Source organism: Nocardioides furvisabuli, from assembly GCF_021083185.1.
Taxonomy (GTDB): domain Bacteria; phylum Actinomycetota; class Actinomycetes; order Propionibacteriales; family Nocardioidaceae; genus Nocardioides; species Nocardioides furvisabuli.
In genome coordinates this window covers 222,229-243,610 of sequence record NZ_JAIGQB010000005.1, presented here as the reverse complement: position 1 = coordinate 243,610, position 21,382 = coordinate 222,229, and the positions used below count along the sequence as shown (strand labels likewise).

Sequence of the window (21,382 nt, the reverse complement as noted above, 5' to 3'; positions counted from 1 at the left end):
TCGGGTCTTCAACGACCGGTGCTACCAGACCACCTGACCGACCTCCTCCACGAGCACCGGCGCGCCGGGCTCGCGGAGCTCGGCGGCCGGGACGTCGGCCCACAGGCCGGCGAAGGTGAGTCCGGTGCGCTCCTCGAGCAGGTCGAGCGGCACGAGGTAGGTGTCGAAGTCGTCGAGGAAGGCCTGCTCGTCCCAGCGCGCCAGCACGAGGCGCTGGGACAGCACGAACGCCTTGCACCTCAGCTCGCCGCCCATCCGGTAGACGACGACCTTCCAGTGCTCGCGAGGGACCTGGACGATGCCGCGATAGGTCGGGTCGTCCTCGCGGAGCACCGGCCCCGCGAAGAGCGTCAGCCTCCGGTCCTCGAGGCCGTCCTGCGCGAGGACGGCGTTCTCGAGCAGGCCCCAGGCACCACCCCGTCCGGACTGGTTGAAGTCGTCCACCTGGGGCGTGATGTTGGTGAAGAAGAACGAGTCCGAGCTCGCCGCCCGGGCCTCCTCGAGGGTGCCCCAGAGCAGGTCCGAACGACGGGCCACGTGCCCACGGTCGAGCCGGTTGTCGGCGTACGCCTCGTCCAGCGTCTGCTCCGACGCGGGGATGCGCGGGTCCGCGCGGAACCGCTCGCCCGACCGGCTGATCGACTCGCTGGGGAAGAGCCGGAGGCCGTCGATGTTCCACGCCACCCACCACGCGAGTCGACGGCTGGGGTGCATCTGCACGGTGAAGTGCGTGTAGTCGAGGAGCGCGCCGCCCGCGACCTCACCGGTGCCGGGAGGAACGAGCGGGGTCTGCAGGAAGTCGCTGTCGTACCCGAGGTCGGCCATGGGAGGAGTGTCCCGCGACCGGTCAGCGGTGCGTCGGAGGTGACGCCAGCGACACGAGCCGCTCGTACTGCTCGGGGTCGGTCGTGTGCACCCCGAGGTCGTGGTCGACCTTGCCGAGCCCGTGGTGGTCGCTGCTGCCGGTGGCGACCAGGTCGAGGTCGCGGGCGATGCCGCGCAGCTCGACCCTCTCGGCCGGCGAGTGGTCCTGGTGGTCGACCTCGATCCCGGCAAGCCCGAGGTCCTTGAGCCGGGCGAGCGTCGCCTCGTCGAGGACCGAGCGTCCGCTGCGACCCCAGGGGTGCGCGATCACGGTGACGCCGCCGGCCGCGACGACGAGCCCGATCATCTCCTCCAGCGGCGTGGCGTAGCGGCTGGCGTAGCCGGGACGGCCGGGGTCGAGCAGGTCGTCGAAGGCCTGGGTCCGGTCGCGCGCGACGCCCATCCGCACCAGGGCGTCGGCGACGTGGGGGCGCCCGGCCGCCACGGACCCGCCCGCCTCGCGGCGTACGTCGTCCTCGGTGATGTCGATGCCGTGCCCGCGCAGCGCCGCGACGATCGCAGGCGTGCGCTCGGTGCGCCCGGCGAGGATGCGGTCGAGGGCGGCGACGAGGGGCGGGTACGTCGGGTCGGGGAGGTAGCCGAGCAGGTGCACGCCCCGGTGGCCGAGCCGCGTGCTGATCTCGAGGCCCGGCACGAGCGTGATGCCGACCTCGTCGGCCGCGCGGCCCGCCTCCGCCCAGCCCGACATCGCGTCGTGGTCGGTCAGCGCGACGACGTCGAGCCCGGCGGCCGCGGCCGCACGGACCAGGTCGCCGGGGGTGTCGGTGCCGTCGCTGGCCGCGGAGTGGGTGTGGAGGTCGATCCGCACGTCGGCCTCAGCTGTTCCACTTCAGCAGGACCGGGGTCTCGCGCTCGAAGCCCAGCACCGAGATCGTGGAGACGTCGAGGCGGAAGAAGCGCCCCTCGGCGGCCGACTGCTCGAGCCAGCGGGCGGTGAGCACCCGCAGCGAGTGGCCGTGGGCGAAGACGAGCGTGCGTCGGTGGTCGCGAGCGCGGTCCACCACGCGGTCCAGACGGGTCGCGACCTCGTCGGCGCTCTCGCCACCCGGGGTCGGGTGGGTCCAGACCGTCCAGCCCGGGACGGTCTCGCGGATCTCGGGCGTGGTGATGCCCTCGTAGTCGCCGTAGGCCCACTCCACCAGGTCCTCGTCGGGCTCGGCGTCGGAGAAGCCGGCCAGCTCGGCGGTGCGCCGGGCGCGCCGGCGCGGGCTGGTCAGCACGAGGTCGAACTCCACGTCCGCCAGTCGAGGGACGAGCGCGCAGGCCGCGGCCTCGCCGACCTCGGTCAGCGGCAGGTCGGTGGTGGACGTGTGCTTGCCGTCGCGGCTCCACTCGGTCTCGCCGTGGCGCACCAGCCAGAGCTCAGGGGCAGGGGCATCGGCAGACATGTCCGCGAGTCTGCCACGCAGCGGTGCCTCCGCTCGCGCCGGCGGACGACGTCGGGTCGGAGCCGTCCGCCGGCAGGCGGGCTCAGACCCCGCCGCCGCCGGCCTTGCGGCGGTGCATCGGCTTGGCGACGTTCTTGTCGTTGACCTCCGAGCCGTGGGCCTTCTCGCGCGCTGCCGCGCTGTCGTCGGGGTGGAGGTGGCCCTTCTTGCGCTCGAGCGCCTCCCTCATCTTCGCCTTGATGTCTGCGTTGGGGTCCTGGTCGGCCATGGGGTCCTCCTGGGTGGACGTGAGGGCTCTCGTACGTCGGAGGACCCACCCTGCCAAAGGCGTCAAGAGGTGGCGAGCGATTAACCGCGGCGCGGCCGCCTGAGCACGTCGAGCCGTCCCGCGAGGCCACCCGACATGCGGTGCACGTGCCAGCGGCAGTCGCCGAGCATCACGTCGTACGCCTCGTCGTCGAACTCGGCGCGGTAGCGCTCGGGGTCGCGCAGCAGGCGCGCCAGGTGCAGCAGCGCGCGGCCGCCCGCCCCCTCGTGCTCCTGCGACCACTCGCCCCACTCCCCGGCCAGGTCGATCGAGTCGACCACCTCGAGGCCGGAGCGCGCGATCGCCTCGTCCACGACCCGCGCGTCGGCGCTGGAGGGCACCACCCCCCTCACGTCGAAGAGCCAGTCGGCCTCGTCGGGTGGCAGCAGGTCGGTCGCGACCACCTGGTGGGACACGACGTGGCCGCCGGGACGCAGCACCCGGGCGAACTCCGCCCAGGCGTCCTCGGGGTGCTCGACGTGGACCATCACGTCGCGGCACCAGACCAGGTCCAGCGAGGCGTCGGGTGCCGGGAGTGCCGCCGCGGTGCCGCGCTCGAAGGAGACACGCGACGCGATCTCGGGGACGAGGTCGCGCCGGGCCGCGCGGGCCAGGTCGAGGTGGCGCTGCACCGGGTCGATGCCGAGGACCCGCAGGCCGAAGTGCGTCGCCAGCCGGAAGGCGTGGGCGCCGTCGCCGCAGCCGACATCGACCACCCGGCTGTCGGGCGGCAGGTCGAGCTCGCGCACCACCTGCAGCATGATAGACGGGTCGCGCGGGGCCAGGCTCTCCTCGAGGCGCGCGGCGAAGGCCTCCTCGACGCGCGGGTAGGTGTCGTAGAAGAACTCGCGATCCCAGGCCACGGGGCGAGTCTGCCGCACCCAGTATCCTCACCGGCATGGCTCGGCGCGTGTTCCTCCACGTCGGCACGGCCAAGTCGGGCACCACCTACCTGCAGGACCTCTGGTGGCGCCACCGCGACGAGCTGCGGGAGCGTGGCCTGCTGCTCCCGGGCACCGGCCGTCGCGAGCACTTCACCGCCGCCGCGCTGGTCAAGGGCATGTCCGCCCACGTCGAACGGCTCGACCCGCACGAGCTCGCCACCTGGCAGCGCCTCGTCGACGAGGCCCGTGACTGGTTGGGCGACGTCCTGGTCAGCAACGAGCACTTCGCCGACTCGCCGCCCGACGCGGCCGCCGCGGCGCTGACCGACCTCGCCGGCGCGGCCGAGGAGGTCCACGTCGTGATCACGGCACGCGACCTCGGCCGGGTCCTGCCCTCGGCCTGGCAGCAGCGCGTGAAGATGGGCGCGCGCCAGCCCTACCGCCGCTTCCTCGCCACCGTGCGGCGCGGCGAGGACGACCAGAAGTTCTGGCGCTACCAGGACGTCCCCGCCATCGCGGACCGCTGGTCCGCAGGCCTCCCGTCCGACCGCGTCCACCTCGCCGTCGTGCCCCCGTCGGGCGCCCCGCGCGACGAGCTCTGGTCGCGCACGGCCGCGGTCCTGGGCCTCGACGTGACAGGGCTCGACGCCGAGGCACGCCGCCCCAACGACTCGCTCGGCCTCGTGGAGGCCGAGCTGCTGCGGCAGGTCAACGAGCGCATCCCCCGCCCCCGCCGCTCGCCGGCGCTCACCCGTCACATCAAGGGCTCGTTCGTGCCGGAGGCACTGGCCGGCTCCGCCACTCGTGAGTCCTTCGTGCTGCCTGCTCGGCACCACGGCTGGGTCCTCGAGCGCTCGCAGGCGAGCGTCGCCGAGCTCGGCGCACGGGCCTACGACGTCGTGGGCGACCTCGCGGACCTGCTGCCCGCCGACCCGCGCGCGGGGCGTACGCCTGACGACGCGACCGTCGCCGAGCTGCTGGCGGCGGCCACGACCGTCCTCGCCCGCCTGGGCGACGCGACCGCGCCGGCCACCCTCGATCAGGCGCTCGACCTCGTCACGGCCGACCTCCTGCGGCGGAGCGGGCCTCAGCGCGGGACGAGCGCCCAGTAGTCGAGGTCGAGCAGCACGCCGTCGGCGTACTTCCCGTCCTCACCACGCAGGGTCATCGACTCGTCGCGCCCGCGGGTCGCGACCAGGCGCAGCCGCAGGGCCCCGACGGCGGGCGCCTCGAGCTCGGCGACCTCGAGCACCTCCGACCAGGCGTGGACGGTGTCGTCGGCGAAGGCCGGCGCGACGTGGGCGCCTGCATTGATCGCAGCCACCAGCTGCGCGTTGGCGAGCCCGTTGAAGGACAGCGCGCGGGCCAGCGAGATGACGTGGCCGCCGTAGACGAGGCGTCGGCCGTCCGGACGGGCGTCGGTGTTGAAGTGCACCTTGGCGGTGTTCTGCCACAGGCGCGTGGCCATCATGTGCTCGGCGTCGGTGAGGGTCACGCCGTCGACGTGGTCGATCCGCTCCCCCACCCCGTAGTCGCCCAGCAGGTGCGGCGACCCCGCCGCCGCGGTGTCGTACGCCGAGAAGTCGAGGCCGGCGGGCACCACCAGGTCGCCGGGCGCGACGGCATCGGCGAGCGACGGCACCACGGTCTCCGGGGCCGGGGACTCCGCCGAGTGCTTGTGCACCATCACCCAGCGCGCCCAGTCGATGACGACCTCACCGCGCTGGTTGGTCGCGGTCGAGCGCACCCACACCACGCCGGTGCGAGCGTTGGAGTTCTCCTTGAGGCCGATGACCTCCGAACGGGTGCGCAGCGTGTCGCCCGGCACGACCGGCTGGTGGAAGCGGCACTCCGCGTAGCCGAGGTTGGCGACCGCGTTGAGCGAGACGTCGGGGACGGTCTTGCCGAAGGCGACGTGGAAGCCGACCATCTCCTCCACCGGGTGCGGCGACAGCCCGACCGAGGCGGCGAACTCCGCCGAGGAGGGGACCGCGAAGCGGGTCGGGTAGATCGCACCGTAGATCGCGCGGTCACCCTCGGTGATCGTGCGCGGAGTGGCGTGCTCGATGACCTGCCCGAGCGTGAAGTCCTCGAAGAAGTTGCCGGCGTTCGTCTTCATGCCGCACATCGTGCCGCAGCCACGGTCGTCGCGACGGCCGGGCCCACGTGGCCTCCGTCACGTGGGGCTCACGCCCTGTAGGGGTGGGCCCGCAGCACGTCGCCCTCAAGCGTGGTCGTGAGGTAGCCGCTCTCGTCGAAGGCGTTGGCGACGTGGATGTCGACGGTCGGCACCCGGCTCCCGTCGTCGACCAGCACGTGGGTGAGCTCCGCGCCCGGCACCTCGAGGGTCCTGCGCGCCGTGGTGATGTTGGCGAAGAGACGGCGCACGTCGAGGGAGCCGAGGTCGATGATCTCGTCGGGCCCGCGCACGGCCGAGGCGTCGCTGTCCTGGCGCCACTCCCCGTCCCAGGTCCACCGCTCCATCCGCGGCCGCGATCCGCGCACCGGCGCCCGGACCCCCACGCGGGCGGGGTAGAGGCCCACCTCGTAGACGTCGAGGGTGCCGAACCGGCGCTCGTAGGCACGGACGAAGCCGCGCACCCCGGCCGGGTTCATCTCGAAGGACGGCTCGGCCCCGGCCCGTCGGGGCGCCGGCTCCGCCTGCGCCGACTCGACCGCGACGGACGGGGACGTCTCCGACCCGGTGTCGACGCTCGCGAAGAGCACCAGCCCGGCGACCCCGAGGCCGAGCATCGCGACCACCGCGCCCAGGAGCAGCAGGACGCCGAGGAGCCTGCGGGAGTACGCCGGGGTGCGCGCCGCAACGGCTGGCAGGCCGCCGGGCGGCGGCCGCAGGTCGCGCGTGAGCGTCTGGAGCTCGTCGAGCGTCTCTGCCGACAGTGCGCGGGAGACCCGCAGGTCACGGTCGACCGCGCCCAGCTGCCCGTCGACGTACGCCGCCTCGATCAGCTCGACGAAACGGTCTCGGTCGGAGTCCTTCGCCCGGAAGCCCCTCATGGCGGGAGTCTAGGGCGCCGCCGTCGAGGCCGCCGGTCAGCGCAGCTTGTAGTCCTTGAGCAGGCTTCGTCCGATGATCATCTTCTGGATGTCGGAGGTGCCCTCGCCGATCAGCATGAAGGCCGACTCGCGGTAGAGGCGCTCGATCTCGTACTCCTTGGAGTAGCCGTAGCCGCCGTGGATCCGGAAGGACGCCTCGACGACCTCGTTGCAGTACTCCGACGCGAGCATCTTCGCCATGCCGGCCTCGACGTCCATGCGCTGGCCGGAGTCCTTCATCCGCGCCGCCTTCACCATCATGGTGTGAGCGGTCTCGACCTTGGTCGCCATCTCGGCGAGGCGGAACAGCACGGCCTGGTGCTCGGCGATCGGCTTGCCGAAGGTCTCCCTCTGCTGCGCGTACGCCACGCCCAGCTCGAAGGCACGGTTGGCGATGCCGCAGGCCCGGGCCGCGACGTTCACGCGGCCGACCTCGACGCCGTCCATCATCTGGTAGAAGCCCTTGCCGGGCTCGCCGCCCAGCACCTGGTCGGCGGACACGCGGTGGTTCTCGAAGATGGCCTCGGTCGTGTCCACGCCCTTGTAGCCCATCTTGTCGATCCTGCCCGGGATGGTGAGGCCGGGTGCGGTCTCGCCGAAGCCGGGCTCCTTCTCCACCAGGAAGGTCGTCATGTTCTTGTACGGCGTCTCCGCACCCTCGTCGGTCTTCGTCAGCACCGCGATCAGGGTCGAGGACCCGCCGTTGGTCAGCCACATCTTCTGGCCGTTGATGACGTAGTCGTCACCGTCGCGCACGGCCTTGGTCGAGATGGCCGACACGTCGGAGCCGAGGCCCGGCTCGGACATGGAGAAGGCGCCGCGCACCTCGCCGGTCGCCATGCGGGGCAGGTACTTCTGCTTCTGCTCCTCGGTGCCGTGGTGCATCAGCATGTAGGCGACGATGAAGTGGGTGTTGATCACGCCCGAGACGCTCATCCAGCCGCGGGCGATCTCCTCGACGCACAGCGCGTAGGTCAGCAGCGACTCGCCGAGGCCGTCGTACTCCTCGGGGATCATCAGGCCGAAGATCCCGAGCTCCTTGAGGCCCTCGACGATCTCGGTGGGGTACTCGTCCTTGTGCTCGAGCTCGGTCGCCACCGGGATGATCTTCTCGTCGACGAACTGCCGCACGGCCTTGAGGATCTCGGTCTGGTCCTCGGTGAGGCCTTCGGTCTGGCAGAGACGAGGCATGACGTGGGCTCCTGTGCGGTCGTGGGGCGGAACGTTCCGGAGTCTAGTTACGGGTCGTTCACCTGGGCAGGGGCTGCGGCGGAGACTGATGTCACACGCCGTGCGTGAGAGAATCAGCCCATGCGACCGACTCGTACGACCGCACCCGTCCTGACCTTCTCGCTCGTGCTGCTGGCCGGCGCCTGCGGTGAGGGGACCGGTCAGTCCGCCGACGACCCTGCTCCGACCAGCACCACCTCGGCGCCCACCGCCACGGCCGAACCGGTCGAGCCCGTCGACTTCGGCAGCGAGCCGACCATCAGTCCGAGCTACAAGGACGCCGCCCTGCGCGCGGTCGACGACGAGCTCATCACCATGGTCCCCAGCGTCCTCCCCGACGGGTGGACCACGGTCGGCGGCGGCTACAGCCCCGACCCGCAGTGGTGGCGCATGGAGTTCACCGCACCCAGCGGCGACGTCGTGCTCGACCAGCTCCCCGGCACGAGCGCCGATGCGTTGGCCGAGGCCGACGTCACGGAGGCCGAGGGGGTCGACCTCACCGACTGGGGCACCGGCACCTGGTCGGCGTGGGACCACGAGGGCGCGAGCGTGCTGGCCTACGACCTCAAGGGCAGCACCGTGCTGCTCCAGGGCCCGGACGCGGAGACCGTCCGCAGCCTGGCCGAGTCGCTGCTGCCCGCCGAGGACGCGGTCGACCAGGAGGGGTGACCCGCTGGGTCAGTCGTTCTCCCACGTCGGGCCGCCGCCACGCAGGCGGTCCGGCTCGACGGTGACCATCGGGTCGATGCCGACCCGGCGGCCGTTGACCATCCGCCACGACGAGTACGTCGTGGTGTAGGCGTCGCGGCTGTAGGGCTTCTGCCACATGAGGTCGAAGTTCGCCATGTAGTCGCGGACCAGGCCGCGCCCGTGCATCGAGAACATGATCTCGTCCTGGGGGGTGCCCAGGCTGGACCAGTTGGTCGAGCCGGTCCACACGATGTGCGAGTCGGGCACGCCCTTGTAGGAGCCCTTGAGCACGAAGTACTTGTGGTGGGTGTAGCGCTCGATGCTCTCCGGCATGTCGTCGATCTCGGGGTCGCCGGTGGGCACGTCGTCGCGCAGGTTGAAGCCGGTGGAGCGCAGGGGCACGCGGCCGCGCGCGGTCGGCGCACCGATCTGCTGCTTGGTGTGGAAGCCCATGAGGCCGTAGTTGACCCGGAGGTTGCAGCCCTGCGCGTAGAGCTCGCGGAGCTTGTCGGCGATGTAGTTGCCGCGGTTGCCGCGCATGGTGTGCATCGACAGGGCCAGCTGCGTGCGCTTCTGCGCTCCCGTCGCGGGGTCGGCGTAGACGCACTGGATGTTGTCGAGGATGCCCAGCACGACGTCGTTGTTCTGCGTGGTGTAGCGGGGGAAGACGATGTTGTAGTACTTCTCCATGTCACCGGCCGGGCAGACGCGCCCGGCGGAGCAGAACTCGTAGGTCGCCCTGCGCTTGTCCCAGTCGGGGCGCATGTCGTTGAAGAGCGCCTCGAACTGGTCGTAGAGGGTGCGCTTGCCGACCGCGGTCCACAGGTCGTTCCACTGCCAGCGGACGGCGTTGAGGGTCATGTTGTAGGAGCCCAGCATGACGACGTTGCGGTTCCGGCCGGTGCGCGAGAAGAGGTAGAACTTGCTGTGCAGGTTGTTGTACTCGTTCTTGTCGGCCCGGCAGCCGGACACGCAGCGCTTGAGGAAGCTCTTCTTCTTGGTGTTGTTGCCCAGCACCTTCTGGATGCGCACCTGCGCGTTGGGCACCAGGTGGTCGTTGAGCAGCACCTGCACCTTGACCCCGCGCTTCTTGGCGCGGATCAGCTCGTCGGCGAAGACCTGCCGGTCGAGCGAGTAGGCCGAGATGATGATCTTCTCGCCCTTGGGCGTGTTGCGGATCGCGCGGAGCACGTGGCGCTCGATGACGAAGCGGTCCTTGGGCACCATCGGGTTGTTGAACTTCGGCCCGATCGGCACCTTCCAGCGCTTGTTGGGCTTGTTGGGCTTGCGCGCCGCGAGCGTCGTCGCCAGCAGCCCGGAGGTGGACACCGTGCCGCCCGGCGCTGCTGCGCCGGCGGAGGAGGCACCCACGGCGGGCGCCATCAGCGAGGCGGCAAGACCGCAGGTGGCCAGCAGGGCAATGAGCTTCGAACGCACGTACAACTCCCTCGGGGTGCCCCATGGCACCCGGGTCAGTGAATCCCCCGGGACCGCGGCGGCACGTCACCCGTGCTCGCGCGGACGTCGGCCACGATATCAGCGACCAGGCGGGCCGCCGATTCGAGCAGCTCGTCGGCCGTGACGGTCCCGGGCTCCCGACCGGCGCCCTTCCCCGCCCCGCCAGGCTCCCCCACCTCCAGGCAGGAGAGGTCCCCTCGCACGTCGAAGGCCCGCGTGGCAATCAGCTCCGCGGCGGCGCGGTCCAGCTCGTCGAACCGGGCACGGTGGTGCTCGGGCAGCCCGCCACGCTCCCGCGGCTGCCGCGCGAGCAGGTCCTCGGCGAGGTAGCCGCGGATCCACACGCCGCGGTCGTGGGCGGAGTACGCCGGCAGGTGCTGGTTCACCAGGCGCAGCGTCTCGATCTGCACGATGCCCAGGGCCGGGTTCACCGACTCGACCGGTACGTCGTAGGCGTCGGGGTCCAGGCCCAGCACCTGGGCGAAGTGGCGCCAGTGCAGGTCGGGCGCCTGCCCGCGGCCCGGCATCATCAGCACGTGGACCCGCTCTCCCGGCAGGTCCGCGGTCCACCGCTCGAGCACCCCGGCGAGGTCCCAGGTGCGCATGCTGAACTCGGGCCCGCCGGCCGGCTTGCCGGCCATCACGTCGTCCAGGCCCACGCTGCTGCCGTTCTTCACCGATTCCTGCCACCCGGCCGAGACCACGCTGGCGGCGTCGCGGGCGGTGACGACGAGGTGGACCTCGGCGCCGGGGAAGGCCGCGACCGCGCGGGAGGCCTGCTCCGCACTGGCGCCGCAGAGGAACTCGTGCGTCAGCAGCACGTCACCGTCGTACGACGCGGCCTCGTCGACCAACCGCTGCCAGGCGCCCGGCGCGTTCTTGTGCCGCTTGGCGAGCCGCGGGCGCTCCTGCAGGTCGAGGGCGGCCCAGAGGTGCTCGCGGTGCCCGAAGCCGGGGACGAGGAGGCCGTCGGACCGCAGCCGGTCCCGGTTGGCCCAGACGACCTGCTGGAGATAGGTCGTCCCGGTCTTGGGCAGGCCGATGTGCAGGAAGACCCGGCGCGGACGGCCGGCGCCCGGGCCTGGGCTCAAGAGAAGTCCCCGCGGTACTTCCCGAGCAGCTCCTCCAGCCTCTTCTCGTCGCGGGCGGCGACCGGGAGGAGGAGCTCGGAGACGACGTCGGTGAGCTCGGCGAGGCGCACGTTGAGCGCCCGGTTCTCCTGCACGGCCTCCTCGAGGGCGGCGACGCGCCGCTCGAGGTCACCCCCGTGGGCTCCCTGCCGGTTCTTCAGTCCGAACATCTGCTCCCTCACCCGTTCCAGTCGATGGTCATGCGGCACACCTGCGAGCTCCCGGGCTCCGCCGAGACGCGCTCACGCACCTCGTGGAGGATCCGGCCGCCCGACTCGGCCACCTCGGCGGCCACGACCGCCGGGTCGAGGGGCTTGCGCGCGCCCGTACGTCGAGCGTAGCCGTCACGGCCCTTGTCGCTGAGGAACTGCAGGTGCAGCGCCCCGGTCGTGCCGGCGAGCATCATGCGCGCCGAGCGGAACATGTTGAGCCGCCCCCGGTGCCCGAGCCGCTCGATGACGTGGACGCAGCCCACGGCACGCGGGCCGGGCGTCCGCGCGACCCACGCCGACACCGCGAGGACGTGGCGCAGCTCGAGGAGGTTGAAGAGCTGGAAGCTCACGCGCGGGTCGTCGGCGCGCCGCTGCGCCTCGGCCTCGTAGGCGAAGGGCTGGAAGTCCAGGCCGATGGCGCGGGTGCCGCGGTCGGCGAAGAAGGCCACGTCCGCGCCGCGGCCGCAGCCGATGTCGACGTACGTCGCCAGGTCGGGGTGGCGCTCGGCGACCTCGCGGGCGACGGCCGAGACCGACGGCTGCTGGTGGATGGTGCGCTTGTGGTAGCCGTGCCACCCCGCCCGGCCGGTGCGCATCCCGCGGAACCAGCCGTTGAAGAGCTCGATCGTGCTGGCGGGAGTGGTGAACTTGTAGGCCGGGTCCGGGACGCGCCAGCCGGGGCCGTAGGTCGCGGTGAGGAACTTGTCGGTGTTGGCCGGGACCGGGAACTCGCGGCCCTCCAGCGAGGCGGTGCCGAGGGGGTGGATCCAGTCACGCCGGAACGGGACCGCGATCTCGCCCATGAGGTAGAGGGTGCCGTCGCGCATGAAGCCGCCGAAGACGTCCAGGCCCCGGTCGAGCCCGTCGCTCTCGCGCACGTGCACCTTGAGCGCGATGGCGCTGTAGCGCGTGACGCGGTAGCCCATGTCGGTGAGCGCACGCTGGATCCGGAAGGACTCGCGGATGACGTCGACCGGGTGGTCGTAGGTGCTGACGTAGCCGAGGTCGGCGTCGCTGTCGTGGCCGATCAGCCCACCGTCGCGGATCGCACCCAAAGCCGTGCCGTAGGCCAGGAAGGCATCGAGCCCGACCTCGCGCAGGGCGCCGAGCACCTCCTCGATGGCGTCGAGCAGCGGTTCGACGTGGGCGGCGTCGCGCAGGTCGAACGTCTCGACCAGCTTGAGCGACTTGTCGAGGGCCAGCGGCCGACCCGCCGGGCTGACGACCTCGATGCGCTCCTGCTTCTCGCCGAGGTGGACGGTGGCGGCGTGGAGCACCGCGCCGCTGCCGGGATCGGTGAGGGTGAGGTCGGTGGTGCCGTCGATGTAGGGACGCAGCGGCTTGGGCCACCGCACGAGGTGTCCCTCGTCGTGGGGCTCGCCGTCGCGGTGCAGCCAGAACGACCAGATCCGCCGACCGTCGAAGGCGACGTCGACCAGCTGCTCGCGGGGGCTCGCGAGGAGCAGCCCCTCGTCGTCGATGCGGTGCACGTCCAGCGCGCCGGCACGCCGCAGCTGGCCCAGTGACTTCACGCGGCGGAGTATATCGAGGCCGCGACCCCTCACGGGACCTCGGTCAGCGTGGCCCCGGCGTGGACCATGGCGTGGTCGGAGGCCCGCCCGGCGTCGGACACGGCATAGCCGTCGAACGCGACGCCGGTGGATCCGAAGACCCAGTCCACCTGCATGCTCGGCGGCGGCGCGCAGGCGCCACCCGTGCTGCCACCGGAGGCCGAGGAGAACACCCCACCGGCGGTGAAGCGGCAGAAGATCTCCGCGCGCTCGTTGAAGTCGCCGGTCACGATGACGGGGTAACCGTCCTCGGCGTGCAGCGACGTCAGGTGGGCGATCTCCATGCCGGCCGCCATCGAGCGCCAGCGGGCGTTGTTGCCGAGCTTGGGGGTGTCGGCGGGGTTGTGGAAGTTGGCGAACCAGGCGCGACGCCCCGTGGTGGTCGACTCCAGCAGCACCACCGGCATCTCGATGCGGCTGCCGCCGGCGTACGGGATCGGCAGCGTGTGCGCCTCGACGAGGCGGAACATGCTGGAGCGCCAGGCGATGTTGAAGCGCACCGACTTCGTGCCCAAGGAGAGTCCAGGGTAGAGGGAGTACTCGCCGGCGCGGGCGGTGAACATGTTGTGCTGGGTGGACTCGAACTCCTGGAAGCCCACGACGTCGATGCCGTTGCCGCGCAGCATCGAGATCGCCATGTCCATGCGCGGGCCCGCGTCGGGGTAGGAGGCGGGCTTGTTGCCCCCGGGACCGGTGTGCGAGTCGCCGAGCACGTTGAAGCTCGCGACCCGGAAGGACACCGGCTGGCTGCGCGCCTCCAGCTGGTCGGACACGCGCTTGGCCAGACGTCTCTGGGCGGCGCGGAAGCGCTTGACCGACCGGTTGAGCGCGGCCTCGGCCGAGGCGCCGTCGGCGGAGCCGGGCTCGGCCTGGTCGCCGTCGTCGGCCCGGTCGCCGGCTTCGTCGTCGGCTTCGTCGCCGGCTTCGTCGTCGGAGCGGCCACCGCCCTCCCCCGCCTCCGGCTCCGAGGACGCGGCCCCCGGGACGTCGGCGGTCTGCGAGCTCGCCGGGTCGGCCGCGGGTCCGACCGGGCCGGGGCCGGAGAAGAAGGAGGCCCACACCACGGCCGCGACGAGCACGAGCACCAGCACGGGTGCCCACACCTGCGGGCGCGGCCGGGGGCGGCCGGGCGCGCTCGGGGAGGGATCCTTGTGCTTCACGGCCACCTTCTGCGAGAACGGGAGCCGGAGGTTCGCGGCAGACCTCGACGCAGGTCGGGACCGGCTCGTGAGGCCAGCCTAACCGACGATCAGGACCCCGGCACCGTCAACGGGTCGAAGGCGGAGAACCGCTGGTAGGGGTCCATCGTCGACCCCGGCACCGGCGGCAGGCCGAGCGAGCGGGTCACCAGGTTGGCGACGTCGCCGACGCGGACGGGCTGGGTCCCGGAGTAGGCCGGCTGCTGCTTGCCGGGCGAGGTGAGCGCCGGGTTGAGGGCGTACAGGTCACTGCCGGGGGCCACACCGGGGCCGGTGATCCACATGGGCACCCGGTAGCTCTGCTTCCACGCGGTCGACGAGCCCTTGGTGCGCTGCGCGCCGCCCGTGCCGGTGACGACGAGAAGCGTGGTGCCGTTCATCACCGACTGCTTCTCGATGCTGCGCCGGATGGCCGCGATGCGCTGGAAGGTCTTGCGCACCGCCTTCTGGTAGGCCGGACCGGTGTAGCCGTCGGCCTGGCCGGCCTTCGCGACCCCCGAGAGCTCGATCACGCTGAGGTGGCTGGCCCGGCGCGCGATCTTCTCCCGCCACCAGGCGACCGCGACCGCGTCGTCGCGCTTGACCTTGAAGGAGTCGATCTTGGCGGTGCCGTCGTCCTTGCCGTAGGGGTCCTTGCCGCCCGACTTGCGGTTCCAGCTCCGGCGGACCAGCTCGGTCTGCGAACGCGAGGAGACGAAGGCCGTGCGGCGGGAGGTGTTGTGGGCGAGGTCGAAGATGCTGGAGACGTACTGCCCGGCCGAGGCGTGCACCGTGGACGGCAGCGCCTTCTTCTGGCCGACGCCGTGGCCGCCGCGCTTGGGGAACACCCGTCGTCCGCTCAGCAGCGAGACCAGGTTGGCGTCCGGGCCGGTGTTCTCCACGACGGTGCGCGCGTTCGTGGTCGAGGCGCCGTTCTGGGTCAGGCGAGCGACCTCGGCGAGGTCGGCCCCGAAGCCGTTGACGACGGTCGAGGTCAGGCCCGGCACCGCGACGACCACGACGTGGTCGATCACCGGCGGCGCGGACGCCGGCACGACGACGTTGGCGTGGTAGAGGGGGTGGTCGCTGGTGCGCGCGACGTAGTCGTTCCAGTAGCGGGTGTAGCTGTTGAAGAAGACGTCCTTGGACCCCATGATCCAGTCGATCGCGCCGTTCGTGGGGGCCGAGCAGGTCGAGCCGTCGACGAACCCACCGCTGGCCGACCACAGGTCGGCGCCCCGGGCGACGGAGCAGTAGTAGCGCGCCCGGTCGTTCTTGTCGCCGAGCGAGATGAAGGCCGCGTCGGGGTGGGTGGTGCGCAGCTCGTTGGCCAGCGCGACCTCCATCGCGAAACCGGCGTCACGCCACTGCTGGGCGGGGCCGCGCACGTCGGCGGGGTTGTGGGTGTTGAAGAACCACACGCGACGACCGGTGCCCTGGTTCTGCAGCAGCACGGCGGGCATCCGGCTGGGCACGCCGTCGAAGTAGGGGATCGGCAGCGTGCGGGCCTCGAGCAGCTGCCAGACCGAGGCGTCCCACCCGATCGAGTTGACCGAGGGGCCGGCAGGGTTGTTGAGCCCCGGGTAGGTCTGCCACGAGGCGCCCTTGAGCTCGGCGAAGCGGGCGGCCTGCGGCGGCTGGAACTCCTGGAAGCCGACCACGTCGAGGTCGCGGTCGTCGAGAATGCTCACCACGCGGTCCATGCGCACGACGCCGGAGTCCCAGCCCTTGCGCTTGCCTCCGGGAGCGGTGTGGTCGGCGCCGAGGACGTTGAAGGTGCCGACGCGGAACGAGGTGGCGGGCGTCGTCTGGACCGCCTCGTCGGAGACTGCTGTCGCCGAGGCGGGCGTCGACGGGCCGAGGACGAGGCCGGTGGCCAGCGTCAGCGCAACGGCGCAGAGGCGTCGTACGGGGCGCGTGGTGCGCTGGTGAGCGGTCGTGCCGAACATGCTGGGAGCCTCACAGTCGTCGGGGAAGTGGCGTCGTCGAGGTGTACCGACCAGGCCACTGACCGCGTCAGACCGGCCCCGATCGATGTGACAGAAGTGACTAAAGCGATGAAAGGGTAACACCTGGGACCGGGTGTGGCCCTGACTCCGCGAGCGCCGCGCACGCTACGGTTGCGCACGTGAGCACCACCCCGACCCGCGTCTTCGTGGCCCGGCTCGTCGGGCTGCCGATCTTCGACCCCCAGGGGGACCAGGTGGCCAAGGTGCGCGACCTGGTCGTCGCGCTCCGCACCGAGACGAGCCAGCCGCGCGTCCTCGGCATGGTCGCCGAGGTCTTCGGCCGCCGCCGGATCTTCGTCCCGATGACCCGGATCACCGCCGTCGACAGCGGCCAGGTGCACACCACCGGGCTGCTCAACATGCGCCGCTTCGAGCAGCGCTCGACCGAGACGCTCGTGATGGGCCAGATGCTCGACCGGACGGTCACCATCAAGGATCCCTCCGGCGGGCCCGGCGTCACCGGCGTCGTCTTCGACGTGGCGATGGAGCAGGCCCGCAACCGTGACTGGGTGCTCTCGCGCGTGGCGGTGCAGGAGCCCGGCAAGGGGTTCCGCCGGCGCGGGCAGACACACGTCGCCGAGTGGCGCGACGTCACCGGACTCACCCGCCACGAGCCGGCGCAGGGCGCGACGCACCTGATCGCTGCACTCAACGACATGCGCCCCGCCGACGCGGCCAACATGATCCACGACCTCCCCCGAGAGCGGCGCACGGCCGTGGTGGCGGCCCTCGACGACGAGCGCCTCGCCGACGTGCTGGAGGAGCTGCCGGAGGAGGACCAGGTCGAGATCCTCGAGCACCTCGACTCCGAACGCGCGGCCGACGTGCTGGAGGAGATGTCGGCCGACGACGCCGCCGACCTCATCGCCGACCTCAACCCGGAGACCGCGGCCACCCTGCTCGGGCTGATGGAGCCCGACGAGGCCGAGGACGTACGGCGCCTCATGTCGTACGCCGACAACACCGCCGGCGCGATGATGACGCCCGAGCCGGTGATCCTCTCCCCCGACGCCACCATCGCCGACGCCCTCGCCCACGTGCGCAACCCCGAGCTGACCCCGTCGCTCGCGGCGCTCGTCTACATCTGCCGCCAGCCGCTCGAGACGCCCACCGGTCGCCTGCTCGGGGCCGCCCACATCCAGCGCCTGCTGCGCGAGCCCCCGTCGACGCTCGTCGCCGCTGCCCTCGACGACTCCATGGACCCGCTGCGCGCCGACGCCACGATGGACGAGGTGGCCGCCCACCTGGCGACCTACAACCTCGTCGCCGCGCCCGTCGTGGACGACGAGGGCCGGCTGATCGGCGCGGTCACCGTCGACGACCTGCTCGACCACATGCTCCCCGAGGGCTGGCGCGACCGGGCCCCGCGTCCCGGCCCCATCGCCGGACCCGGAAGCGGAGGGGGCGGGCGATGAGCGACAACCGCCGCACCCGGCTCGACACCCCGCGCGAGACCCGACGCCACCTCGTGCGCCGCCCCTCCTACGACTCCGACGCCTTCGGCTCGTTCGCCGAGCAGTTCGCCCGCTTCATGGGGACCGCGCGGTTCCTGATGTACATGACGCTCTTCGTCATCGTCTGGATGGCCTGGAACACCCTGGCGCCGGCCGACCTGCGCTTCGACGAGTTCCCCTTCATCTTCCTCACCCTCATGCTCAGCCTGCAGGCGTCGTACGCAGCACCCCTGATCCTGCTCGCGCAGAACCGCCAGGAGCAGCGCGACAAGGTGATCGCCGAGCAGGACCGGCAGGCCAACGCCCGCGCCCACGCCGACATGGAGTTCCTGGCCCGCGAGGTCGCCTCGCTGCGGATGGCGGTCGGCGAGGTGGCCACCCGCGACTTCCTCCGCTCCGAGCTGCGCGGCCTGCTCGGTGACATCGAGGACCTCTCGACGCGCGGTCCGGACGACAACGCACAGGCTCCCCCGGACCGGGTGCAGCGGCCGGGACAGTGAGGTCGCGGGGCGGCTCGTAGACTTCGGCATCATGAGCACCCCCACGCAGCAGCAGGTGATGGACGCACTGGCGACCGTCAACGACCCGGAGATCAAGCGGCCGATCACCGACCTGGGGATGGTGGACACGGTCGAGGTCGCCGAGGACGGCTCCGTGGCGGTCCACGTGCTGCTCACCGTCGCCGGGTGCCCGCTCAAGGACACGATCAACCGCGACGTCACCGCGGCCGTCTCCGGCGTCGCCGGCGTCACCTCCGTCGACCTCACCCTCGGCGTGATGACCGCCGAGCAGCGCGCCGGGCTCAAGGAGATCCTCAGCGACGGCCGCGCCCAGCGCGAGATCCCCTTCGCCCAGGCCGGGTCGCTCACCAAGGTCTACGCCATCGCCAGCGGCAAGGGCGGTGTCGGCAAGTCGTCGGTCACGGTCAACCTCGCCCTCGCGCTCGCCGCGCAGGGCCTGCGCGTCGGCATCGTCGACGCCGACATCTACGGCCACTCCGTGCCCGCCATGCTCGGCATCGCCGACGCCCGCCCGACCCAGGTCGACGACCTGATCATGCCCGTCCCCACACCCAGCGGCGTCTCGGTCATCTCCATCGGCATGCTCAAGCCGCGCCGCGACCAGGTCGTCGCCTGGCGCGGGCCGATGCTCGACCGGGCGCTCGTGCAGATGCTCGCCGACGTCTACTGGGGCGACCTCGACGCCCTCCTGCTCGACCTGCCCCCGGGCACCGGCGACGTGGCGATCTCGCTGGGCCAGCACCTGCCGAGCGCCGAGGTCGTCGTGGTCACGACGCCGCAGGAGGCGGCCGCCGAGGTCGCCGAGCGCGCCGGCACGATGGCCTCGATGATGCACCAGCGTGTCGTCGGCGTCGTGGAGAACATGAGCTACCTCCCCTGCCCGCACTGCCCGGCCGAGGACGACCACCGCCTCGAGGTGTTCGGCAGCGGCGGCGGCGACCGGGTCGCGGCGACGCTCTCGGAGCGCTTCGGCTACGACGTGCCGGTGCTGGCCCGGATCCCGCTGGACATCTCGCTGCGCGAGGGCGGCGACGTCGGCAAGCCGATCGTGGAGGCCGACCCCACGGCCCCCGCGGCCCGCGAGCTCACCCGGGTCGCCACGACGCTGTCGGGCCGCGGGCGAGGACTCGCCGGCCTCCAGCTCGGCCTGACCCCCTCCAACAGGTTCTGACCAGTAGGTTCTGACCCATGTTCGACGTGGGGCTCCTCGAGCTGGCCGTGATCGCCCTCGTGGCGGTCGTCGTGCTGGGTCCCGACCGCCTGCCCGACCTCGCCCGGCAGGCCGCCCAGCTCCTTCACCGCGCCCGCGGGCTGGCCCACAACGCGCGCGACGAGCTGCGCAACGAGCTGGGCCCGGAGTACTCCGACCTCCAGCTGCGCGACCTCGACCCGCGCTCGATCGTGCGCAAGCACCTCACCGAGGCGATGGCCGAGGTCGACCGCGAGGCCGCGAAGGAGAAGGCCAGGGACTCGTTGCCCCAGGGGCAGGTCCCGCCGTACGACGTCGAGGCCACCTGATCCCCGCTTGTGAGCAGCTAGTCCTCGCGGCTCTGCACGGCGACCAGCCCGGCGTAGGGCACCAGCAGCTCGCTCCCGGCCGGCTCCCGGGCCTCGAGGAAGTCGGCGCCGACCCGGTGGACGTACGCCTCATGACGGGTGCCGTCAGCCAGGTGCAGCAGGCACCGGGCTCCTGCGTCGGCGAGACGACGTAGCGCGGCCCGCAGTCCCAGCCGGTCGATGGGCGACCAGGCGACCTCGGGCACCGAGCGCTCGCTGGCCCCGTGCACCGCACTCACCGCCCGGAACGGGACGATCCAGTCCTGCCGCGTCCCGCTGAGCAGGCACCACTCCTCCCCCACGCGCGCCAACCGTCCCTCGACCCGACCGACGTGCGGCAGGTCGAGCGCCACGTCGTGGCCGCGGGAGGCCATGAGCCGGCTGGCGAACGTGACGGCGCCGTACTCGGTGCGGGCCCGGTCGGCGAGCTCAGCCTCCCGGTCGGCCTCCCAGGCAGCGGCGGCCTGCCCCTCGAGGTCGTCGAGCAGGGCGAACAGGTCGTGCTCCCAGGACATGCCCTGAGCCTAGGGCGTCGACGATGACTGTGGAGAAACCTTTGACAAGCGGCACAAACCTTCATTGAATGAGGCAAACACACGCAAACGAAAGGTTCGCGATGTCTCGGGGGACAGATCGCGCCGCACGACCGGTCGCCGTCTGGCTGGCGGTGAGCGCCGTGGCGCTCGCCTCGGCCACGGCGGCTCCCGGCGCCTGGCGGACCGTCGCCGACCGGGGAGGACGTCCGGGCACCGAGGTCGAGCTGCTGGTCGCGGTGTGCGCGACCGGGCTGGCGGTGTCGTTCGCCTGGCTGTGGGCGATCACCACCGCCACGGTCGCCGAGGTCCTCGTCGGCACCGGGCGCCCCGCTGCTCCGCGCGGCGCCACCAGGCGGCTGGTCCTGCTGGCGTGCGGAGTGGCCGTGGTGGCCGGCAGCGGCACCCCCGCCCTGGCTGCCGACGGAGAGGGAGACGGGGACGGAGCCACGCTGCTCGCCGGGCTCCCCATGCCGGAGCGCGCCGTCGCACCGGAGGCCGAGGCGACGCCCCGGACCGAGGCGCGGCCCGCCGCCCACCCCGGCCCGGCCGCTGCCGGGTGGACCTACGTCGTGCGGCGCGGCGACTCCCTGTGGTCGATCGCCGACTCCCACCCCGCGCCCGGAGCTGCCAGCTCCGTGCCCGAGCGCTGGCACGCGATCTGGCAGGCCAACCGCGACGTCGTCGGCGACGACCCCGACCTGATCCTCCCCGGCCAGGCGCTGCGCCTGCCCGGCCCCCACCCCGACCGGCGTCAGCCGCGGGCACCGAAGAACGGAAATCGATGATGAGCACACCGGACCCCTCCCACGCCGAGGTCATCCACCTCCGGCCGGCGGCACGCGCCCCGGGCGCCCCCGCGAGCGTGCAGGGCGCCCTCGCGCTGGACCTCACGCCGCGCACCGCTCCCCCGCGCCCGCGCCTGCGCAGCGCCCGCTCCTCCGACCTGGTCGCGCTCGCTCGCGCCGAGCGCAGCCACATCGACGCCTTCGTCGGCCGTTACCTCCAGGCGCTCGTGGAGATCGCCTCCGGGGACCGTCCGGTCAGCCAGGTGCTGCGGCACACCGCGCCGGAGGTCTACGAGGACCTGTCGGCGCGCGCCCGGACGGTCGCCGAGGCCGCCGGCACCACGCCGGGACGAACCAGCAGGCCCCACCCGGCACGTCCGGTGGTCGTCGGCGTGCGCACCGCCCTGATCCGCGACGACGCGGTGGAGGCCAGCGCACACGTGCGCTACGGCCGCCGCTCGCGCGCGGTCGCCGCCCGCTTCGAGGTCAGGCGGGACCGATGGCAGTGCGTGGCGATCGCCTGGGGCTGA

At 72.2% G+C, this 21,382-nt stretch carries 23 protein-coding genes; 8 read left to right on the top strand and 15 right to left on the bottom strand.

Annotated elements, in window-relative coordinates:
• Nucleotides 1-21: 21 nt before the first annotated feature.
• From K4G59_RS12180 to K4G59_RS12160, 5 genes are all read right to left on the bottom strand, one after another.
• Complete coding sequence (locus tag K4G59_RS12180) at nt 22-825, bottom strand: DNA/RNA non-specific endonuclease (RefSeq protein WP_231251326.1); 804 nt, start codon at nt 823-825, stop codon at nt 22-24.
• A gap of 22 nt (nt 826-847) precedes the next feature.
• Nucleotides 848-1,693 carry a PHP domain-containing protein gene (locus K4G59_RS12175; RefSeq protein WP_231251325.1) on the bottom strand — a complete coding sequence of 282 codons (846 nt, stop codon included), beginning with the start codon at nt 1,691-1,693 and terminating at the stop codon, nt 848-850.
• 7 nt (nt 1,694-1,700) lie between these two features.
• Complete coding sequence (locus K4G59_RS12170) at nt 1,701-2,273, bottom strand: histidine phosphatase family protein (RefSeq protein ID WP_231251324.1); 573 nt, start codon at nt 2,271-2,273, stop codon at nt 1,701-1,703.
• 82 nt (nt 2,274-2,355) lie between these two features.
• Nucleotides 2,356-2,541 carry a DUF5302 domain-containing protein gene (locus tag K4G59_RS12165; RefSeq protein WP_231251323.1) on the bottom strand — a complete coding sequence of 62 codons (186 nt, stop codon included), beginning with the start codon at nt 2,539-2,541 and terminating at the stop codon, nt 2,356-2,358.
• Nucleotides 2,542-2,621: 80 nt separating this feature from the next.
• Nucleotides 2,622-3,443: a class I SAM-dependent methyltransferase gene (locus K4G59_RS12160; protein ID WP_231251322.1), complete on the bottom strand. Its 822-nt coding sequence runs from the start codon at nt 3,441-3,443 to the stop codon at nt 2,622-2,624.
• 35 nt (nt 3,444-3,478) lie between these two features.
• On the opposite strand from K4G59_RS12160, the gene K4G59_RS12155 reads away from it, so the two are divergent.
• Entirely contained in the window at nt 3,479-4,576 is a 1,098-nt protein-coding gene (locus tag K4G59_RS12155; RefSeq protein ID WP_231251321.1) for a hypothetical protein, read from the top strand.
• Here the strand turns inward: K4G59_RS12155 and K4G59_RS12150 are convergent.
• The 3 genes from K4G59_RS12150 to K4G59_RS12140 all read right to left on the bottom strand — a co-directional run bounded on the left by K4G59_RS12150 (nt 4,552) and on the right by K4G59_RS12140 (nt 7,712).
• Entirely contained in the window at nt 4,552-5,583 is a 1,032-nt protein-coding gene (locus K4G59_RS12150; protein ID WP_231251320.1) for a MaoC family dehydratase, read from the bottom strand. The two genes, K4G59_RS12155 and K4G59_RS12150, sit on opposite strands and share 25 nt — an antisense overlap.
• 68 nt (nt 5,584-5,651) lie before the next feature.
• Nucleotides 5,652-6,482, bottom strand: a complete 831-nt coding sequence (locus K4G59_RS12145) for a DUF1707 SHOCT-like domain-containing protein (protein WP_231251319.1) — start codon at nt 6,480-6,482, stop codon at nt 5,652-5,654.
• Nucleotides 6,483-6,518: 36 nt separating this feature from the next.
• A complete protein-coding gene (locus K4G59_RS12140) occupies nt 6,519-7,712 on the bottom strand; it encodes an acyl-CoA dehydrogenase family protein (RefSeq protein ID WP_231251318.1) in 1,194 nt (397 codons plus the stop codon).
• 120 nt (nt 7,713-7,832) lie between these two features.
• Here K4G59_RS12140 and K4G59_RS12135 point away from each other — a divergent pair, with 120 nt between their 5' ends.
• The gene (locus K4G59_RS12135; protein WP_231251317.1) at nt 7,833-8,420 is read left to right on the top strand and encodes a hypothetical protein; all 588 of its coding nucleotides are present in this window, start codon (nt 7,833-7,835) and stop codon (nt 8,418-8,420) included.
• A 9-nt stretch (nt 8,421-8,429) separates the two neighbouring features.
• Here K4G59_RS12135 and K4G59_RS12130 read toward each other — a convergent pair whose 3' ends face one another.
• From K4G59_RS12130 to K4G59_RS12105, 6 genes are all read right to left on the bottom strand, one after another.
• Nucleotides 8,430-9,878, bottom strand: a complete 1,449-nt coding sequence (locus tag K4G59_RS12130; RefSeq protein ID WP_231251316.1) for a phospholipase D-like domain-containing protein — start codon at nt 9,876-9,878, stop codon at nt 8,430-8,432.
• A gap of 35 nt (nt 9,879-9,913) precedes the next feature.
• Nucleotides 9,914-10,990 (bottom strand): hypothetical protein, encoded by a 1,077-nt coding sequence (locus tag K4G59_RS12125; protein WP_231251315.1) that lies wholly within the window; start codon nt 10,988-10,990, stop codon nt 9,914-9,916.
• Complete coding sequence (locus K4G59_RS12120) at nt 10,987-11,211, bottom strand: DUF6752 domain-containing protein (protein WP_231251314.1); 225 nt, start codon at nt 11,209-11,211, stop codon at nt 10,987-10,989. Before K4G59_RS12120 ends, K4G59_RS12125 begins: the two co-directional genes overlap by 4 nt.
• The gene (locus tag K4G59_RS12115) at nt 11,208-12,773 is read right to left on the bottom strand and encodes a LicD family protein (protein ID WP_231251313.1); all 1,566 of its coding nucleotides are present in this window, start codon (nt 12,771-12,773) and stop codon (nt 11,208-11,210) included. Before K4G59_RS12115 ends, K4G59_RS12120 begins: the two co-directional genes overlap by 4 nt.
• 29 nt (nt 12,774-12,802) lie before the next feature.
• Nucleotides 12,803-13,972, bottom strand: coding sequence for an endonuclease/exonuclease/phosphatase family protein (locus tag K4G59_RS12110; RefSeq protein WP_231251312.1), 1,170 nt, complete (start codon nt 13,970-13,972; stop codon nt 12,803-12,805).
• Between the two features lie 89 nt (nt 13,973-14,061).
• On the bottom strand, nt 14,062-15,939 hold the full coding sequence (locus K4G59_RS12105; RefSeq protein ID WP_231251311.1) for a hypothetical protein: 1,878 nt from the start codon (nt 15,937-15,939) through the stop codon (nt 14,062-14,064).
• Between the two features lie 179 nt (nt 15,940-16,118).
• On the opposite strand from K4G59_RS12105, the gene K4G59_RS12100 reads away from it, so the two are divergent.
• From K4G59_RS12100 to K4G59_RS12085, 4 genes are read left to right on the top strand one after another with little or no spacing between them, the layout of a single operon-like run.
• The gene (locus K4G59_RS12100) at nt 16,119-17,414 is read left to right on the top strand and encodes a magnesium transporter MgtE N-terminal domain-containing protein (RefSeq protein WP_231251310.1); all 1,296 of its coding nucleotides are present in this window, start codon (nt 16,119-16,121) and stop codon (nt 17,412-17,414) included.
• A complete protein-coding gene (locus K4G59_RS12095; protein WP_231251309.1) occupies nt 17,411-17,953 on the top strand; it encodes a DUF1003 domain-containing protein in 543 nt (180 codons plus the stop codon). The genes K4G59_RS12100 and K4G59_RS12095 overlap by 4 nt, the downstream gene beginning before the upstream one ends.
• Nucleotides 17,954-17,984: 31 nt before the next feature.
• On the top strand, nt 17,985-19,145 hold the full coding sequence (locus tag K4G59_RS12090; RefSeq protein ID WP_231251308.1) for an Mrp/NBP35 family ATP-binding protein: 1,161 nt from the start codon (nt 17,985-17,987) through the stop codon (nt 19,143-19,145).
• A gap of 17 nt (nt 19,146-19,162) precedes the next feature.
• Entirely contained in the window at nt 19,163-19,492 is a 330-nt protein-coding gene (locus K4G59_RS12085) for a sec-independent translocase (protein ID WP_231251307.1), read from the top strand.
• A 17-nt stretch (nt 19,493-19,509) separates the two neighbouring features.
• Here K4G59_RS12085 and K4G59_RS12080 read toward each other — a convergent pair whose 3' ends face one another.
• Nucleotides 19,510-20,046, bottom strand: a complete 537-nt coding sequence (locus K4G59_RS12080) for a hypothetical protein (RefSeq protein WP_231251306.1) — start codon at nt 20,044-20,046, stop codon at nt 19,510-19,512.
• A gap of 101 nt (nt 20,047-20,147) precedes the next feature.
• Between K4G59_RS12080 and K4G59_RS12075 the strand changes: the two genes are divergently transcribed.
• The gene (locus K4G59_RS12075; protein ID WP_231251305.1) at nt 20,148-20,852 is read left to right on the top strand and encodes a LysM peptidoglycan-binding domain-containing protein; all 705 of its coding nucleotides are present in this window, start codon (nt 20,148-20,150) and stop codon (nt 20,850-20,852) included.
• Nucleotides 20,849-21,382, top strand: a complete 534-nt coding sequence (locus K4G59_RS12070) for an Rv3235 family protein (protein WP_231251304.1) — start codon at nt 20,849-20,851, stop codon at nt 21,380-21,382. Before K4G59_RS12075 ends, K4G59_RS12070 begins: the two co-directional genes overlap by 4 nt.